The organism is Lacinutrix sp. YIN62, from assembly GCF_057219185.1.
Genome location: NZ_JBXVVH010000005.1, coordinates 77,201 through 95,757, shown reverse-complemented (window position 1 = coordinate 95,757; position 18,557 = coordinate 77,201). Strand labels below are relative to the sequence as shown.

Here is an 18,557-nt window from a genome sequence, read left to right as displayed (position 1 = left end):
GCAAAAAGGCATTATAATAACCAAATGTTTAGCCTCAATAATTAATGAAAAAAAACCTTATAATTTTCGGAACTAGACCAGAAGCGATTAAAATGGCTCCATTGGTTAAAGAATTTATTAAGAATAAAGACAAATTTGAAACTAAGGTCTGTATAACAGCTCAGCATAGAGAAATGTTAGATCAAGTGTTATCTTTTTTTGAAATCAAACCAGATTTCGATTTAGATTTAATGAAACCAAATCAAAATCTATACACCTTAACAGCAGACATTATAATAAACCTAAAACCTATTTTAGAAGAGTTTAAACCAGATTATGTATATGTTCATGGTGATACAACTACAACTATGGCAGCTAGTATAGCGTCATTTTATTCTGGAGCAAAAGTATGTCATGTAGAAGCTGGTTTAAGAACGTTTAACAAACGATCTCCATTTCCTGAAGAGGTAAATAGAAGCATAGCTGGAAGTATTTCAGATTATCATTTTGCACCTACAACGACTTCTAAGCAAAACTTGCTAAACGAAAATATTTCTGAAAGTAATATTCTTGTTACAGGTAATACAGTTATTGACGCATTAGATTTTAGTTCTAGTAAAGTCACTTCTTCTGAATACTCAGATAATGAGGTTAATGATTTGAAAAATATAGTTGATAGTTCAAGAAAACTAATATTGGTAACTGGTCATAGACGTGAAAATCATGGACAAGGTTTTATTAATATTTGTAGTGCATTAAAGGAAATTGCAGAAAAAAATGATGATATTCAAATAATATATCCTGTTCATTTAAATCCAAATGTTCAAAAACCTGTATACGAGCTTTTAGCAAATATTGAAAATGTAAAACTGATAACCCCATTATCTTATCCTGCATTTGTTTGGTTAATGAATAAATCACACATAATTATTACAGATAGTGGTGGTGTTCAAGAAGAAGCACCAAGTTTAGGGAAGCCAGTTTTAGTAATGCGCGATACAACCGAAAGACCTGAAGCAGTTGAAGCGGGAACTGTACTTTTGGTAGGAACAGATACGCAGAAAATAGTAAACGAAACAAATGATTTATTAAACAACGAAGCAGCCTATTTAAAAATGAGCAAGTTGCATAACCCTTATGGTGATGGTACAGCTTGTAGTAAAATAGTAAATTTCATATCTAATTTATAAACATGAGTAATAAACCAAGTGTTGTAATGGTTGGCTTAGGCTATATTGGTCTGCCAACTGCAGCTTTAATAGCAAGTAAAAATATTAAAGTTACAGGAGTAGATATACATCAACACGTAGTAGATACAATTAACAAAGGAGAAATACATATTGTAGAACCAGATTTAGATGGTTTAGTCCACCATGTAGTAAAAGAAAAGTATTTAACAGCAAGCACTACGCCTGTTGAAGCAGATGTTTACTTAATAGCGGTTCCAACACCTTTTAAAGATGATCATGAACCAGATATTTCTTATGTAGAATCTGCTACCCGTGCTATTTTACCAACATTAAAAGAAGGGGCTTTAGTAATTATAGAATCTACGAGTCCAGTTGGTACAACAGAAAAAATGGAAAAGGTTATTTTTTCAGAAAGACCAGAATTGAAAGGGAAAATATTTATGGCTTATTGTCCTGAACGTGTTTTACCTGGAAATGTTATTCATGAGTTAGAACATAATGATAGAGCGATTGGAGGGATTAACGAAGAATCAACAGAAAGAGCTGTACTATTTTATAAGCATTTTGTAAAAGGAGAATTACATAAAACTAATTCTAAAACTGCAGAAATGTGTAAACTAGTAGAAAACTCTTCTAGAGATGTGCAAATTGCATTTGCTAATGAGTTATCTATGATATGTGATGAGGCAGGAATTAATGTTTGGGAGCTAATAGAACTAGCGAATAAACACCCTAGAGTAAATGTTTTGCAGCCAGGAACAGGTGTAGGCGGTCATTGCATTGCTGTAGATCCATGGTTTATCGTTAGCGAATTTCCGGAACAGACGAAAATAATTCGAGCAGCAAGAGAAATCAATAATTACAAAACGGAATGGGTTATTGAAAAAATTAAAAACACAGCATTACAGTTTGAGTTAGATAATAATAAAAAGCCAAAAATCGCAGCAATGGGATTAGCTTTTAAACCAAACATTGACGACCTAAGAGAATCACCTGCTTTAAATGTTGTAATGACTTTGATTAATCAAAATTTAAACATATTAGCTGTTGAACCTAATATTGAATCCCATAAAACGCTAGAAATACAAAAGTCAAATGATGCCATTGAAGCTTCAGATATTATTGTATATTTAGTGGCTCATAACGAATTTAAAGCATTAGAATCTAGTAAGTTTACATTAGACTTTTGTAACGTTACAAATCAATAAATTAAATAAAAATGAAGAACATTTTATTAGCATTGTTATTTATAGCAGTTTTATCTTGTAAAGATGAGATGAAAAAAGAAACAGTTACGCTTGATGAAACTAAAATAACAGAAAAAGTAGCAGTTACTTATCCTAATTTAGAAGGAGTCCCAACTCAACTTAATTATATTTTTGAAAACGGTTTTGAATTTACAGATGATATCAAAGTAAATTATATAACCTTAAATTCAAAAGGAGGTGATAATTATCAATTAATATATGTTTTAGATTCAGAATCTAACTTAGAGCGTATTGAAACATTAAAGGTATCGGCAGTTTTTTATGCAGAAAACCCTAAGTCATTTAATGATAAGTTATACCAAGATCGTAAATCAAGACAAATAGCAACGGTATGTAAAGTTATGATGTTAGATAATAAACCTGTTATTTCGCAAGAATTTAATTTGTTACCTAAAAAACATAAACAGGTTAAGTTTTACTTTTATTCTAATAGTGGAGTAGAGAATGATAAAATATTAACAATAAGAAATATCAATTTGCTACAATAAAATTTATTGTCAATGATTTTTTCAACCTCACTTTTCCTACTCTTTTTTGTAGTTGTATTCCTAATATATTGGTTCCTATTAGGGCAAATAAAAAATGAAGATAAGAAACTAAAAGCAAGAATTATATTCTTGCTTTTAGCGTCTTATTACTTTTATATGTCTTGGAACCCTATATTTATTCTATTAATACTGTTTTCTACAATAGTAGATTACTTTGCAGGAAAAAAAATACACAATAGCGAATCACAAAAGCAAAAAAAGTTTTTTTTAGTGATGAGCTTAGTAACCAATTTGGGCTTTCTAGCCTATTTTAAATATACCAACTTCTTTTTAGACACTATAAATAGTGTTTCTAGTCTAGTTTCAGGTACAGGAACAAATTTCTTTTTAGATATTGTATTACCAGTTGGTATTTCATTTTACACATTTCAATCAATGTGTTATACCATTGATATATATTATGGTAAAATGAAACCTAGTAAAGATTTTTTTGAGTTTGCATTATATGTTACATTCTTTCCGCAATTAGTAGCAGGACCAATTGTACGTGCAATAGATTTTATGCCACAATTAAAGGAAAATCGTGTGTTTAATAAAGTTAATTTTCAGTTAGCGACAAACTACTTTCTATTAGGGTTGTTTAAAAAAGTAGTAATTGCAGATAATATATCGCCAATTTCAGATGCTTTATTTGCTGCTCCAGAACAATTTGGAACCATTGCAACTTGGATTGGAGTAATGGCTTATAGTATCCAGATTTATTGTGATTTTTCAGGATATTCAGACATGGCTATTGGAGTTGCAGTATTATTAGGTTTTAAACTAATGGAAAACTTTAATATGCCGTATGGGTCTACTAATATAACAGAGTTTTGGAGAAAATGGCATATAAGTTTATCGTCTTGGTTAAGAGACTACTTGTTTATTCCTTTAGGAGGAAGTCGTGTATCAAAAAAAATATTTTATTATAGAAACTTAATGCTAATTTAATAAATGAAGTTAAAAATTACTGTAAACAAAATAATATTAAGTGTATTGATGCTTCTTATATTTTAACTAAAGACAACTTTGGTGTTTATACAAAAGGAAGCGTAAGAGACAAAATAGATGTTTTGCATTTTGATGCACAAGGGCACGAAATATTAGCAAAACACATTATAAAAAATTTAAATTAAAGATGTTACAAGCCATTATAAAAAAAGGAAAAGTAGTTGCAGAAGAAGTGTCTGCTCCAATCTTATCTGCAGGAGAAGTATTAATTAGTGTATCACACAGTTGTATCTCGGCAGGAACAGAATTGAAGAGTGTTGGTAATAGTGGAGAAAACCTTATAATGCGTGCTATTAAACAACCAGAAAACCTTAAAAAAGTTATTGCTATGGCAAAGTCTCAAGGTCTTTCTAGAGCGTTTTCCAAAGTACAGCAAAAAGTAAAATATGGTACGCCAACGGGTTACTCAAATTCAGGAATTGTAATAGCAATAGGTGAAGGTGTTTCAAACTTTCAAGTTGGAGATAAAGTTGCAGCAGCTGGAGCTGGGATTGCAAATCATGCAGAATTTGTAGTTGTACCACAAAACTTAGTAATGAAAGTGCCAGAAGGACTAGATTTAAAACTAGCTTCTACAGTAACTTTGGGTGGTATTGCGTTACAAGGTGTGCGTAGAGCAGATTTGAGATTAGGAGAATATGCAGTAGTTATTGGCGCAGGGATTTTAGGCCTGTTAACAGTACAATATTTAAAAAATTCTGGTGTTCGTACTATTGTAACGGATATTAATGATGATAGATTAAAAATAGCGGAAGAGCTTGGAGTTGATTTAATTATAAATCCAACTAAAGGAGATGTAGTTAAAAGTATAACAAGTTTTACTGGAGGTTTTGGAGCAGATGCTGTAATCTTTACAGCTGCAACTGGAAGTAGCGAACCATTATCTGAAGCTTTTAAAGCCTGTAAGAAAAAAGGGCGCGTTATTCTAGTTGGTGTGTCTGGAATGGAGATTAAACGAGAAGACATCTACCAGAAAGAACTAGATTTCTTAGTGTCTACTTCTTATGGTCCTGGACGATACGATAGAAGTTATGAAGATAAAGGTAACGACTATCCATACGCTTATGTGCGTTGGACTGAAAACCGAAATATGACTGAGTATCTTAAGATGCTTCATGAAGGAAAAGTAAACTTAGAACCTTTAATAAATAAAGTATATCCAATAGAGCAGGTTGAAGAAGCATATGCTTCTCTTCAAAGCCCAGAGAAACCAATTATAGTATTACTATCTTATGATACTACTAATAAAGTGCCAACAAATAGCAAAGTAGAAGTAAATACTAATTATACAAAACCAAATTCAGCTTTAAATATTGCACTAGTTGGTGCAGGAAGTTTTGCCACTGCAATGCATTTACCAAATATGCAAAAGATGAAAGACAAATATGCTTTATATGCGGTTGTTAATAGAACAGGACATAAAAGTAAAACAGTTGCTACTCATTTTGATGCTAAATACACAACTTCAGATATTAATGATGTTTTAGTAGATGATAATGTCGATTTAGTATTTGTTACCACACAACATAAAGACCACGCTTCTTTAGTATTACAATCTTTACAAGCAGGAAAACATGTTTTTGTAGAAAAGCCTTTAGCTACAACACAAGAAGACCTTGATAAAATTATTGCTTTTTATAATGACGATAGTATTAGTAAAAAACCAATGTTATTAACAGGTTTTAATAGACGCTTTAGTAAGTATGCTCAAGAAATAAAAACTCATACAGACAATCGTACAAATCCATTATATGTTAGTTATAGAATTAACGCAGGATTTAGACCAGCAACAGATGCCTTACACGAACACGGCGGTCGTGTAGTTGGTGAAGTGTGCCACTTTATCGATTTGATATCTTTTTTAACAGATTCAAGTATAGTTTCTGTTAGTGTTGAAAAACTATCGCCTAAAAATAGCCAGATTAGAGCAGACGATAATGTTTCTATTCTTTTAAAATATAAGGATGGTTCAGTAGGAAATTTACAATATTTTGCTGTTGGAAATAAAGGCTATCAAAAGGAGAATTTAGAAGTACATTATGATGAGAAAACAATCATTATGGATGACTTTACTAAACTTACAGGTTATGGGGTAAAAGTAAAAGACATTAATTCTAAAACACCAGAAAAAGGACAGTACGAAGAATTGATTTCTTTCTACGACGCTATTGCAAATAACAAATGGGCTATAGATTTTCATAGTATGGTAGAAACAACACGAGCTACATTTTTAATTCAGAATAATTAATATTCTAGATAATGAATATTAAAACTATATTATCAAAACCAATATCTGTTGTATGGTATCGCTTTAAACAATTATTAAAGCTTAAATATTACTATAAAACAAAGTTTTGGTCCAAAGTTGAAATACAATTAGCTAATAAAATTTCAAAAAGTCATATACATATTGATAAAAGCAATTTGTTTCACTGTGATTTTAAAGGTTATAAAGGAACTAGACAAGATTTAAACATCACACTTGAAAAAGCTAATCGTATCTTAGAAGGTACAATCTCTATTTTTGATGTGGATTATCAATTTAAATTTCCGCTACAATGGAATGTAGATTGGAGAGTAAATGAAACATGGGAAAACAAGTATTTTAAAGAGTATAATTTTTATAAAGCTAATAAACAGAAAGAATACGATGTTAAATTTCCATGGGAACTATCTAGACTTAGTTTCTTAATTATTGTTGCTAGAGCTTACCTTATTAGTAATGAACATAAATATATAGACTTTATTCATAACGTTTTAAAGAGTTGGAAAATTGAAAACCCTATTGGGTATGCTGTAAATTGGTATCCAATGGAAGTTGCGATGCGTAGCATAAACCTAGTGCAATTAAGAGAATTATTATTACTATCAATTAAAGCGGATAAAACAATTAATTTATTAAATGAAGTACTCTTACTTCAAGGTGTTTTTTTATGGAGAACTGTTGAGTATACAGATGTTCGCGGAAATCATTACACAGCAAATTTAACAGCACTTTTGTTGTTAGGAAATGTGTTTAAAGGTTTTTATAAAGAAGCAGAGAAATGGTATACGTACGCGTTTAATAAAACAGAAAAAGAATTCCATTTGCAATTTTTAAAAGATGGGGTTAATTTCGAAAAATCTATACCATATCACAGATTAGTAGTAGAGTTGTTTTTTACTTCATTCTTAGTAATGACGCGAAGTGAACCTAAGCTAAAACTACATCAAGAGACACTTACCATTTTTAAAAATGCAAATAGTTTTATAAAAGGAATAATAAAACCTAATTTACAAATGCCAATTATAGGTGACAATGATAGTGCATCAGTATTTCAAAGTGATAATATATCACTGAATAATCATTCGAATATACTACAGTTAGCAAGCTTGTTTCTAGAAGATAGCAATTTAAATGTTTCTAATAAAGTCTTTCATTCTTCAATAGAATTTTTTGGTATAAAAACAGTTGAAAATAGTCTTAAAGAATCTCTTCAGGTTAATTATTTTGAGGCAGGAGGCTTCATTTCAATAAAAACAAATTCCGATTATTTTATAACGGATTATGGAGAAGTCGGTATGAACGGTAGAGGTGGTCATGGACATAATGACTTGTTTAGTTTTGAATTGATGTTAGATAATCAAGATATTATTGTAGACCCTGGTTGTTATACTTATACAGGGGATTTAGAACTTAAAAGCGAAATGAAATCATCATTATATCATAATGGCTTAGTAGTCGATAATACTGAAATTGCACCTCAAATTGGAGAGTGGGGAATTAGTAATATAGCAATACCAGAAAAAATAAGTTGTAATGAACGGGAACATTCAATAATGATTTCAGGTGAGCATAATGGTTACAATAGGTTAGAGAATGCAGTAAAACATAAACGTAATTTTACAATTTTAAAGGATTTTAGTGAGATACGTTGTGAGGATGAAGTATTTTGTAATAGAGAACATGAAGTTATTAGGAGCATACATTTTGCTGAAGATGTAATATTAGAACTTGAGAACGAAAACCCTATAATAAGAGTAAAAACTAAACAATATCTCATTACATTTGATCTTGGTACAACAGTAGCTGTTGAAGATTATTATTTAAGCCGCAATTATGGCTCAAAAGTAAGATCAAAAAGAGTTGTTTTAAAAACAAATATTGCAAATAATGCGTCGTTATATTTTAACATAACAAAAACTAAATGAATAAGCTAAGTCGAGACTTGTTTTTTAATACAATCTTTTCGATATTAAACGTATTATTGAATATGTGGTTAATTAGAGAGGCTGAGTTTATGCTTAGTGCCGTAGCATTAGGTGTTTTTTTATTAATACGTCGAGTAAGTGCTACATTTACCAATTTAAGTCAATTGGGAACTTCGCAGGCAATTATTCGTTTTGTAAGTTTAAATAATGAAGATAATGAGAACAAGAAAACTTACTTTTTTATTTCTTTTTTAGGTTGGTTTGTAAGTGTTATTATTTTAATTGGGCTTTATTTATTTCTTGGAGAATATCTTGGCGATATTACTTATAAAGATAATGAAAATAGTAAAATGTATATGCTATTAACTTTTTGGTATATAGCTGTTTTGCATTTAAGTTATTTAGTACAACCCTTTTTTTTAACACAACGAAGAATAATTATTTATAATACGATAAGTACACTAAATTCTAGTGTAATCCTTATTTTAGTGTTTTTCTTTTTTTCTAAAAATCCAAATTTAGAATCTATTTTATATAATACTTTATTTATAATGTCCGCATTGCAAATAGTGTTGATGCTATATATTAGTTTTAATCTAGAATTATATAATATTCCATCTAAAAAACGCTTAAAACAAGAATTAAAGCCATTTTATACGTACAGTATCCCTCGTTCTATAATTACATTTTTAGATATGTTTTTACTTACCATTGGGTCTCTTTTAGTATCTAAGGATGAAAGAGTAATTGCTTCGTTTCTTATCGCTTTAGTACTTTCAAGAATGGTTCTGGTGGTTTTACAACCAGTTTCTAAATTATCGTCAGTAATTATTGGTAATGATAACGTTATAGAAAAGCAGATGCAAGCTATTAATTTAATGACAGGAGCTATAATTTATCTCACTTTGTTATTTGTAGTATTACTATCTACTTGGTTAGACGTTTTATTAGGTATTTGGTTAACTAACCCAGAAACTATAAATAATGTTCTATTTGCCTTTAATTTTATTGCTTTTGGTTTAGTTCCTTATGCTTTTTTTCAAGGCTTAAAAGGTATTATAGAGATTAAGTTTTTTAAACCATACAACTTGTATTCTTTAATGATAGCTGTTGCATTACATGTTATTTTATTTTTAATCTTAAAAAATTATTGCAACACATTAATATCTTTGTCAATATCTTTATCAATAGCTTTTATTTCACTTGGTATTACAACTATTGTATGGTGTAGGAAATATTTTTATAGAAATCAATATTTTAGGTTTGACATACTAATATTATTGGCCATTTTACTTTTTGTGGTTAATTATTTTGTGAATCAATATTTTAATAACTTAATTAGTTTCATTGTTTGTAGTTTCTTTTCTGTAATTATATATGCAGCAGTAATGCTTAAAGTAAAGACATTGTTTCTAAAAGAAGCAATTAATGTTTTATTAAAACGAAAGACCAAATAAAAATGAATATATTATTCTTTATCTCTCATCAACCGAATCCGAGATTTATAAAACAAATAAATTATTTGACTAAGAATAACACAGTTACTTTATTGTTTTTTAAGCGAAAAAGTTTAGCCGATTTAAATAAATCGTTAGACCATAATGTAACAGTTTATGATTTAGGTGAAATACCTAATGCATCGCAACCTGCGAAGAGAATAGGGGTTTATTTAAAGACTATTAAAAAACTAAAAAAACTTTTCAAGGGAAGCAATTTTGAAGTGCTTTTAATTAATAATATAGATGTATTATTATTGTATAAAGTAGCTAGTATATTTAAAAGGAAAAAGATTAAATTAGCGATAGAGATTTCTGATTTACGTGAATTTGTTTTTAGAGAAAGTACTTCTGCTAAGTGCATGAGAAGTTTAGAGAAAAGACTATATAATAAATATATAGATAAATTAATTGTAACTTCAAAAAAATATCATGAATATCACTTTAGTAATTTTTTTAATAAAGAGGTCTTCGTTTTGGAAAATAAATTATTATCTAAGGAAGTTCAAGTAAATACAATAATAGAAAGAGTAGAAAAAAGTAGGAAAACCACTATTGGTATCGTCGGATTACTATTAAGAAAAGATGAATATATAAAACTTTTTGAAACATATAAGAATAATGATACAGTAGATATTCATATTCATGGAAAAGGACAATATCAAAATATAATTGAAGACTATGCGTCACAATATGATAACATTACTTACTTTGGGGCATATAACGCTTTTATAGATGCTGAAAAAATTTATAAATCGTTAGATATTATTTATTTAGTTTATGATACTGATCAAGTATCTTTAAATAATAAATTAGCATTACCAAATAAATTATATGAATGCATGTATTATGGTGTACCTCTAATTTGTAGTAATGGAACTTATTTAGCAGAAATAGCTGAAAAATATAGTATAGGAGTGGCCATTAATTATAAAAATAATGGAGAAATAGAAGATGCTGTTTTAGAATTGGTAACTAATAAAATTAAAATAGATAAATCATTTAAAGATTTGCCAGAAGATGTTTACCTAGGAGATAATGATTATAAAGAATTAGAGTTTTTTTTAGAGAAATAAATGATAAAGATTTTAAATAAATATATAAATAAACATGAAAATATAGATGTTGTTTTTTTTATACTAGTTGCTACAGTATCTACATTTCCTTTAGAAAAATGGAATCCTAAATTTATTCTAGGATTATTCGTTACTCAACTTTTTCTAATTATTAAAAAGAAGCATTTTAAGTTAAGTCTAACGCCTTTTTTTTGGATGCTTATTATCTTATATAGTTTTAATTTTATTGGATTATTGTACTCTCAAAATATCGGTAAAGGGTTTACAATTATTACCCGGCAAATAAGTTTTGTTCTTTTTCCTTTATTTTATGCAAGTTATAATTTAAGTAAGGTAAAACTACTTTTGAAGTTATATTGTACTGCTATTTTGTTTTTTTTGATAGTTCTTGAAAGCTATATTTTATATCAGTTTTTTTATAAAAGTAATATCTTCCCTTTAAGTTTAGATCTATTTTTATCTTATAGGTATACAGGAACCGAGTTGACAAAGTTAATAGGAGTGCATAATGCTTATTTTGGAATGTACATCATAATGTCAAATATTTTAATAGTTGAATTTTTAAAAAAAACGAATAATGCCTTATATTTTGTGTCCCTATTAGTAGTAATAATTTTTCAGTCAATGTTTTTAATGCAAATGGTAGCAAAAACGGCTATTTTACTTAACCTTTTAATAATAATACCCTCACTAGTTTATTTATTGACATATAAAAGAAAAATTAAAACATTATTTTTTTTAATTACTGTAGTTCTTTGTTTAAGTTATTTTACAGTGGTTAAATTTGATTTACCTTTAAATAGAATAACGGATCGACTTGAAGAATTAATTAACCCAAATTTAAGCGAAAGAGAGACTAGGCTTGTTATATGGGAGCCTGCTTTGTCAGTAATTAAAGATGACGCTTTTATTGGTTTAGGTACTGGCGATGCAAATCATGTTTTACTTTCAGAATACGAAAAGAAAGGGATTAGAACAGCAACTAATGTTCATAACCAATATTTAGATTATTTATTACGTTTTGGTATAATTGGTTTAATAACTTTTTTAAGTGTTCTAGGTTATGCGTTTTACAAGTCTATTAAACAAAAGAACTATGTGTATTTTTGCTTTATAGTTTTAATTTTAGGAAGTTGCATCACAGAAAATATTTTAAGTAGACAATGGGGGATTACTTTTTTTGCAGCTTTTAATTACTTATTCTATTTAATAGCAACAAAAAGGGTAAAATGGGAATAACTTATTTATTGATATTTGTTTTATTATTTCATATTTATTTGTTTAGGAAATTAATCTTTAAATGGAATGTTTTCGGAGTGTTTTTTATCACTACTCTGATTTTTTCTATTACAGGAATATTATTATTTCCATTTATCAAACCATTTGTAGAGAGAGTTTTTGGTTCTTTTAACATATCATTAATTACTGAATTTCAAATTGTTAAAACACAATTTATTGCTGTCTTAGGATTAATGATAAGCCTCTATTCCTATTCATTCGTTTTGGCAATTTTCTATGGTAAAATAAAAATAATTGATCATTTAAGGTTTAAAAAACCGATTATAGACAATTTAAGTAGGTCAAATTATTATTTCCTTCTTATATGTGTATCCATTTCTCTTTTTATTTATATTTTATTAAAGCGAAATGTTTTTATTGATGGTATTTTTTATGGCTTTCTAGATAGAAATCATAATGTTTTATTAAACTCTAGGAGAAGTATTACATCGAGTTACTGGTATGTAATAGTTACTTATAATGTATTACCTTTTTTAACGATTATTGCATTATACGTTTCAATTAATAGTAAGAATTTGTTAAATAAATTTATCTTTTGGAATTTATTATTTTTCTCAATTATTTTAATCTTATTATTATTTCAAAAACGCCCTTTAATTTTATTTCTACTTATTATTTCAATTTCTACTTTCATTTTCAAGAAAGGATATAACCTTAAAAAAAATAAAAGAATTAAAAGCAAGAAAGAAATTAGAAAAAGAATTATATCAATAGGTTTTTGTCTGTTTTTAATATTAATAATTCTTTATTATTCATCAACAAATTATCAATTTCAAAGTGTTTTCCAAGGAGTTAAAAAACTTACAGAAATATCATTAGTAAGAATTTTTGGGAGATTATCTCTTCCTTCTTTTTTTTATGTTAATTATTTTCCAAATGTTGAAAATCATTATGGTATACGTAATATAGGCACTTTAAGTAAAGTATTTGGTAATCAGACTTATTTAGATGGACGTATACTTTTTGATTATTTTTCTAAAAAAAGAAGAGGAGGATCTTTAGCAATTTCTTCAATTATAGATTTTTACGGTGCATTTGGTTATTATGGTCTTGTTTTTGGGACAATATTCCTCGGTTCTTTTTTGGGGATGCTAGATGTTTTTTTAGATAGATTAGAGAAAAATGTTGTTAATATTGTTTTTATAATATTTTGTTTTGTTTTTGCTTATTATTTATCTCAAGCTAGTTTTGCTAGATCATTTTTAGGTTACGGTTTTTTATTCTTTGCCTTATCTTGGATTTATTTGCAAAGGCGAATGAAAATAAAATTTAGATAATGAAACTTATTGAAAATAAAATAATTTCTTTTTTTGTAATAAGTTTATTTGTTAGTGATTTCATAACAAGTTTTTTTTATAAATTATCAATATCTACTTTTTATAGATATGCTGGTGTTTTTAAATTGATTTTTGAAATTATTATGGTTATTGTTATAGTAACTAATTTTAAGAAATTAACTAATCATTATAAGATTTTATTTATTATAATTATTTTGTTGATAGTTAATCAAGTCTTTATATCTTCAGTACTGTATGATTTAAAATATCATGTTTTTAAAGGGAATATATATTTTTTAAATAGATATTTATATATATGTTTCTTTATACTATTTATAAATAGCATAAAAATTCCAAAGAGCTCCTTTATAAAAGGATATAATTATATGGAATTAATATTGTTTTTTAACTGTGTTATAATTGGTATTGGAGTGTTATTTGAAGTAAATGTTTTTAAATCTTATGAAAATACTTCAAGGTTTGGATATGCAGGATTATTTTCTAAGCCATCAGAAGCAGGGTTTATTTATTGTACAGCAATTATTTATAATTATTACAAATGGATATATAAAAAAGACAAAGTTCATCTTATTAAAACATGTATATTTATTTTAACTACTTTGTTTATTGGGCAAAAAAAGATGTTTTTATTTATAACTTTGCTAATATCTACTCACTTATTATTTCAAGTTAAATATAAAGTTTTTTTTAGAATAGCAATACCATTAATGGTATTGCTAGTTATTATTTTTATCAAAAAAATAAGTTTTTTTTTGATAACTAACTCTTTGTTTTGGTCTGAAATTTATAGTAAATATGGGTTGTTATCAACGATTACATCAGGAAGAAGTGATCTCGTTAATAAAGCATTAATACATATAAAAACAAATTGGAATATTATAAATTATATGTATGGAGGTATAGATTTTAATTTGTATAAAGTAGAATTTGAAGTCTTTGATTTATATCTTTTTTTAGGATTTTTTGGAATATTATTCTATATATACATAATCAAATACCATTTTTTGAAATATTCAGATTATTTAAAGAAAAGGCTTATAATTATTTTATTTTTAACAAGTTTTTTTGGGGGAGGGTTATTGTTAAGCGTGACTGCAACAGTGCTTTTTTATATTGTAATTAATAAGGTTATGCCCTTAAATAAGAATGTATAGTTTAAATAGCTATCTTTGCAAATTAGTACAAAGCATTATTTTTTTATGAAACAAATTCTACAATCCTTTAAAACGGGTAATACTGAGTTAGTAGATGTTCCCGCTCCAAAAATTAAAAAAGGACAAATACTAATACAAACTACAAGGAGCTTAGTGTCTTTAGGGACTGAACGTATGTTAGTTGAGTTCGGTAAGGCATCACTTATTCAAAAAGCCAGACAACAACCAGATAAGGTTAAAATGGTTTTAGACAAGATTAAAGCAGAAGGTTTATTGCCTACTTTAGAAACTGTTTTTAATAAATTAGAGCAACCATTACCATTAGGTTATTGTAATGTAGGAAAAGTGATTGCTGTTGGAGAAGGAGTCTCAGGTTTTAAAATAGGAGATAGAGTAGCGTCTAACGGACAGCATGGAGAATTTGTTTGCATACCACAAAACTTAGTAGCACATGTACCAGATAATATAACAGATGAAGAAGCTGTGTTTACTGTAATTGGAGCCATAGGATTACAGGGAGTTCGCTTAGTGAAACCAACAATTGGCGAAACTATTGTTGTTGTTGGTTTAGGTTTAATAGGGTTATTAACAGCTGAAATACTTATAAGCAATGGTTGTAAAGTGATAGGATATGATTTAGATGATACTAAAGTTGAAATAGCAAAATCTAAAGGTGTTAATGCTTTTAACCCATTAAAAGGGAATGAAGCTGTAAAGTTTGTGTTAGAAAACACAAATAATAATGGTGCAGATGGTGTAATTATTACTGCGTCAGCAAAAACAAATGATATTATTTCTCAAGCAGCTAATATGTCTAGACAACGAGGGAGAATTGTCTTAGTTGGTGTTGTTGGACTAAATATATCACGAGCAGATTTTTATGAAAAAGAATTAAGTTTTCAGGTATCGTGTTCATATGGACCAGGAAGATATGATGATGATTATGAACAAAAAGGTATCGATTATCCCCTAGCTTTTGTTCGTTGGACAGAAAAGAGGAATTTTGAGACTGTTTTGCAACTGATAGAGACAGGTAAGTTAAGAGTTAAGGAATTAGTCTCAGAAATTATTCCATTAGAGGAATACCATAAAATATATGGGAATATTGGGCAATCTAAATCTATTGCTTCTATAATTAAATATCAAGAGGATAATGAACCAGAATATAGTATTGTTATAAATAAAAAACAATTACAAGCCAATAAAGGAATTATAGGCTTAATTGGAGCTGGTAATTTTACAAAAATGACTTTATTGCCAGCTTTAAAAGGAACGAATGCTCAAGTTAAACATATAGTTTCTTCAGGAGGAGTTAATGGAACCGCTTTAGCTCAAAAATACAATATAGCGCAAAGTACGACAGATTATGATTTAGTTCTAGATGATAAAGATGTGAATTTAGTTATGATCACAACTAGGCATAATTTACATGCTAATATGGTGATAAAAGCTTTAAATAGGGATAAGCATGTGTTTATAGAAAAACCCTTGGCATTAAACCTTGTTGAACTTCAAAAGATAGAAGAAGCATACCAAAACAGTAAGGGAACATTAATGATTGGTTTTAATCGTCGTTTTTCTCCACATACCCAAAAAATAAAATCAATAGTAGGAAATACTCCTATGAATGTTATTGCAACGATGAATGCAGGAGCAATTCCTCCTAATGTCTGGATTCATGATATGGCAGTTGGTGGCGGTAGAATTATTGGAGAAGCTTGTCATTATTTAGATTTAATAGTTTACTTAACTGGAAGTAAAATCAAAGCTGTTTGTATGAATGCCTTAGGAGGAAATCCAGAAGAAAATACAGATAATGCGTCTATTCTTGTTAAATTAAATAATGGATCAACAGGGGTAATTAACTACTTTGCAAATGGGGCGAAATCATATTCAAAAGAAAGATTAGAAGTTTATTCCCAAGAAAGAACTTTAATAATGGATAATTTTATTAAGACCACTGGTTATGGTACAAAAGGCTTTTCTAAGTTAAAGACAAAGCTAGATAAAGGACATAAAAATCAATTTAAAACTATTTTAAATGAGCTTAAAAAAGGGAGTGTAGAATTAATTCCATACGACGAATTGATCAATGTTACTAAAGCTAGCTTTGCTGCAATAGAAAGTATTAAAAAAGGAGAGTGGGTTGAGTTAAGTTAATCTTTAATAATTTAAAATGTTTTTATGATTCAAAAAATGAAATTAATTTTCAATCTATTTAAAAATATGGGATTGCGATATGTTTTATTTAGAATCTATTATGTTATTTCAACAAAATTAGGCTGGCAAAAAAAAGCATTCCCTACTAATCCTGAGTTTAAAAAAATTATTACTCTAGAAGAGTGGAAAAGTAATATGCCTTCATTTTTTTTCTACGGAAAAAACATACATAATCTTCCAAAAAAAAAAGACGAAAAGCTAAAAACAACATTTGATGATATTATAAAGGGACGATTCACATTTTTCAGCAAACTGCAATATGACTTGGGAAAGGATTATGATTGGGTAACTAATCCATCTACAAATTACAAGTATGATATATCAAAACATTGGAGTGAAATTCAAGATATTTCAATAGAAGCAGGGGATATAAAATTTGTTTGGGAGAAAGCGAGATTTTCTTTTTTATACGATATTATTCGTTATGATTATCATTTTGAAGAGAATCAATCACAATTGGTTTTTTGTGAAATAGAAGATTTTATAGATAAGAACCCTATAAATCAAGGGCCAAATTACAAGTGTAGTCAAGAAACAAGTTTACGTTTGTTAAACTGGACATTTGCATTGTATTATTATAAAGATTCAAAGGATTTAAATGAAGCTTTGTTTTTGAAAATAATTAACTCAATTTATTGGCAATTAGATCACATATACAAAAATATTCATTTTTCTAGAATTGCAGTAAGAAACAACCACGCTATTACAGAGACCCTTACTTTATATCTTTCTGCTAAATTATTTCCGTTTATTTCTGAAACAAAAAAATGGAGTATTAAAGGGAAGGCATGGTTTGAAAAAGAGATAGAATACCAAATTTATAAAGATGGTACATTCCTTCAATTTTCTATGAATTACCATCGTGTAGTTACACAATTATTAACATGGGCATTACAGCTTTCAAAATTAAATAATGAGAGGTTTAAACCTGTTGTTTACGATAGAGCAGAAAGAACATTAGATTTTTTAGACACCTGTTTAGATCCAATTTCAGGAAAACTTCCTAACTATGGATCTAATGATGGAGCATTGTTTTTTAAGTTTACAAGTGATGATTTTAGGAATTATAAATCTCAATTAAACGATTTAAGATTAGCGCTGGTAAATAAAACTTATGCTAAAAGTGAAAGCGCATTTTGGTATGGCTTAAATTGTGGGGAAGTAATTGATTATGTTCTACCAAAAAAAGAAAATAGTTTTAAAGTTGGTGGTTATTATATTATACAAGATAAATATGTTAAAACGTTTATAAGATGCGGAGGTTATAAAGACAGGCCCTTTCAGTCGGATAATCTGCATATTGATATTTGGATAGATGGTAAAAATATGCTAAGAGACTCAGGTTCCTATAAATATAACACAGAAAAACAATTTTTAAACTATTTTAACGGATGCGAAGGCCATAATACAGTTAGTGTTTCAGGTGAAAATCAAATGTTAAAAGGCGATCGTTTTATTTGGTACAATTGGGTTAAAGAAGTAAAAGCAAAATTGATAAATAAAGATGGGCTTTTTGAGTTTTATGGTAGAATAAAAGGGTTTAAAAATTTAGGTAATAATATTTATCATGAAAGAAGCATTTTTAAGCAAGCTGATGAAAATTTATGGGAGATTAATGATATCCTAAAAAATGTTAATGATAGGACGATATACCAATATTGGCATATTAACCCAGAGTTTCAAGATGTTATTACTATAGAGACTTTTAATGCAGACAATGTTAAATTAGAACCTTTAATAGAAGAAAAATGGTTTTCTGGTTATTATGGTGTAAAAGAAAAGTCTATAAGGCTTACTTTTGCAACCGATAAAAGTAGTTTTAAGACTATAATTAAAATAGATATATAA

13 protein-coding genes are annotated in these 18,557 nt (G+C 28.1%); all 13 read left to right on the top strand.

The genetic code is table 11. The features are described 5' to 3' along the window. Positions 1-44 precede the first annotated feature (44 nt). The 13 genes from wecB to AC2D8I_RS04765 all read left to right on the top strand — a co-directional run bounded on the left by wecB (position 45) and on the right by AC2D8I_RS04765 (position 18,557). Entirely contained in the window at positions 45-1,169 is a 1,125-nt protein-coding gene (wecB, locus tag AC2D8I_RS04825; protein ID WP_484704862.1) for a non-hydrolyzing UDP-N-acetylglucosamine 2-epimerase, read from the top strand. A gap of 2 nt (positions 1,170-1,171) precedes the next feature. Further along, positions 1,172-2,377, top strand: coding sequence for a UDP-N-acetyl-D-mannosamine dehydrogenase (wecC, locus tag AC2D8I_RS04820; protein ID WP_484704861.1), 1,206 nt, complete (start codon positions 1,172-1,174; stop codon positions 2,375-2,377). An 11-nt stretch (positions 2,378-2,388) separates the two neighbouring features. Continuing rightward, entirely contained in the window at positions 2,389-2,925 is a 537-nt protein-coding gene (locus tag AC2D8I_RS04815; RefSeq protein WP_484704860.1) for a hypothetical protein, read from the top strand. A gap of 12 nt (positions 2,926-2,937) precedes the next feature. Continuing rightward, positions 2,938-3,915 carry an MBOAT family O-acyltransferase gene (locus AC2D8I_RS04810; protein ID WP_484704859.1) on the top strand — a complete coding sequence of 326 codons (978 nt, stop codon included), beginning with the start codon at positions 2,938-2,940 and terminating at the stop codon, positions 3,913-3,915. 187 nt (positions 3,916-4,102) lie between these two features. Further along, positions 4,103-6,223 carry a bi-domain-containing oxidoreductase gene (locus AC2D8I_RS04805; RefSeq protein WP_484704858.1) on the top strand — a complete coding sequence of 707 codons (2,121 nt, stop codon included), beginning with the start codon at positions 4,103-4,105 and terminating at the stop codon, positions 6,221-6,223. 11 nt (positions 6,224-6,234) lie between these two features. Then, positions 6,235-8,166, top strand: a complete 1,932-nt coding sequence (locus AC2D8I_RS04800; RefSeq protein ID WP_484704857.1) for an alginate lyase family protein — start codon at positions 6,235-6,237, stop codon at positions 8,164-8,166. Further along, positions 8,163-9,623, top strand: a complete 1,461-nt coding sequence (locus tag AC2D8I_RS04795; RefSeq protein ID WP_484704856.1) for a polysaccharide biosynthesis protein — start codon at positions 8,163-8,165, stop codon at positions 9,621-9,623. The genes AC2D8I_RS04800 and AC2D8I_RS04795 overlap by 4 nt, the downstream gene beginning before the upstream one ends. A gap of 2 nt (positions 9,624-9,625) precedes the next feature. Continuing rightward, positions 9,626-10,738: a glycosyltransferase gene (locus tag AC2D8I_RS04790; RefSeq protein ID WP_484704855.1), complete on the top strand. Its 1,113-nt coding sequence runs from the start codon at positions 9,626-9,628 to the stop codon at positions 10,736-10,738. Beyond that, complete coding sequence (locus AC2D8I_RS04785) at positions 10,739-11,977, top strand: O-antigen ligase family protein (protein ID WP_484704854.1); 1,239 nt, start codon at positions 10,739-10,741, stop codon at positions 11,975-11,977. A 77-nt stretch (positions 11,978-12,054) separates the two neighbouring features. Then, the gene (locus AC2D8I_RS04780) at positions 12,055-13,314 is read left to right on the top strand and encodes an O-antigen polymerase (protein WP_484704853.1); all 1,260 of its coding nucleotides are present in this window, start codon (positions 12,055-12,057) and stop codon (positions 13,312-13,314) included. 386 nt (positions 13,315-13,700) lie between these two features. After that, complete coding sequence (locus AC2D8I_RS04775) at positions 13,701-14,489, top strand: hypothetical protein (RefSeq protein ID WP_484704852.1); 789 nt, start codon at positions 13,701-13,703, stop codon at positions 14,487-14,489. A gap of 45 nt (positions 14,490-14,534) precedes the next feature. After that, positions 14,535-16,649, top strand: coding sequence for a bi-domain-containing oxidoreductase (locus AC2D8I_RS04770; RefSeq protein WP_484704851.1), 2,115 nt, complete (start codon positions 14,535-14,537; stop codon positions 16,647-16,649). A gap of 36 nt (positions 16,650-16,685) precedes the next feature. Continuing rightward, positions 16,686-18,557, top strand: a complete 1,872-nt coding sequence (locus AC2D8I_RS04765) for an alginate lyase family protein (protein WP_484704850.1) — start codon at positions 16,686-16,688, stop codon at positions 18,555-18,557.

Coding starts and splice junctions, on each gene's coding strand:
- wecB (WP_484704862.1), top strand. CDS start 45: ATGAAAAAAAACCTTATAATTTTCGGAACTAGACCAGAAGCGATTAAA.
- wecC (WP_484704861.1), top strand. CDS start 1,172: ATGAGTAATAAACCAAGTGTTGTAATGGTTGGCTTAGGCTATATTGGT.
- AC2D8I_RS04815 (WP_484704860.1), top strand. CDS start 2,389: ATGAAGAACATTTTATTAGCATTGTTATTTATAGCAGTTTTATCTTGT.
- AC2D8I_RS04810 (WP_484704859.1), top strand. CDS start 2,938: ATGATTTTTTCAACCTCACTTTTCCTACTCTTTTTTGTAGTTGTATTC.
- AC2D8I_RS04805 (WP_484704858.1), top strand. CDS start 4,103: ATGTTACAAGCCATTATAAAAAAAGGAAAAGTAGTTGCAGAAGAAGTG.
- AC2D8I_RS04800 (WP_484704857.1), top strand. CDS start 6,235: ATGAATATTAAAACTATATTATCAAAACCAATATCTGTTGTATGGTAT.
- AC2D8I_RS04795 (WP_484704856.1), top strand. CDS start 8,163: ATGAATAAGCTAAGTCGAGACTTGTTTTTTAATACAATCTTTTCGATA.
- AC2D8I_RS04790 (WP_484704855.1), top strand. CDS start 9,626: ATGAATATATTATTCTTTATCTCTCATCAACCGAATCCGAGATTTATA.
- AC2D8I_RS04785 (WP_484704854.1), top strand. CDS start 10,739: ATGATAAAGATTTTAAATAAATATATAAATAAACATGAAAATATAGAT.
- AC2D8I_RS04775 (WP_484704852.1), top strand. CDS start 13,701: ATGGAATTAATATTGTTTTTTAACTGTGTTATAATTGGTATTGGAGTG.
- AC2D8I_RS04770 (WP_484704851.1), top strand. CDS start 14,535: ATGAAACAAATTCTACAATCCTTTAAAACGGGTAATACTGAGTTAGTA.
- AC2D8I_RS04765 (WP_484704850.1), top strand. CDS start 16,686: ATGAAATTAATTTTCAATCTATTTAAAAATATGGGATTGCGATATGTT.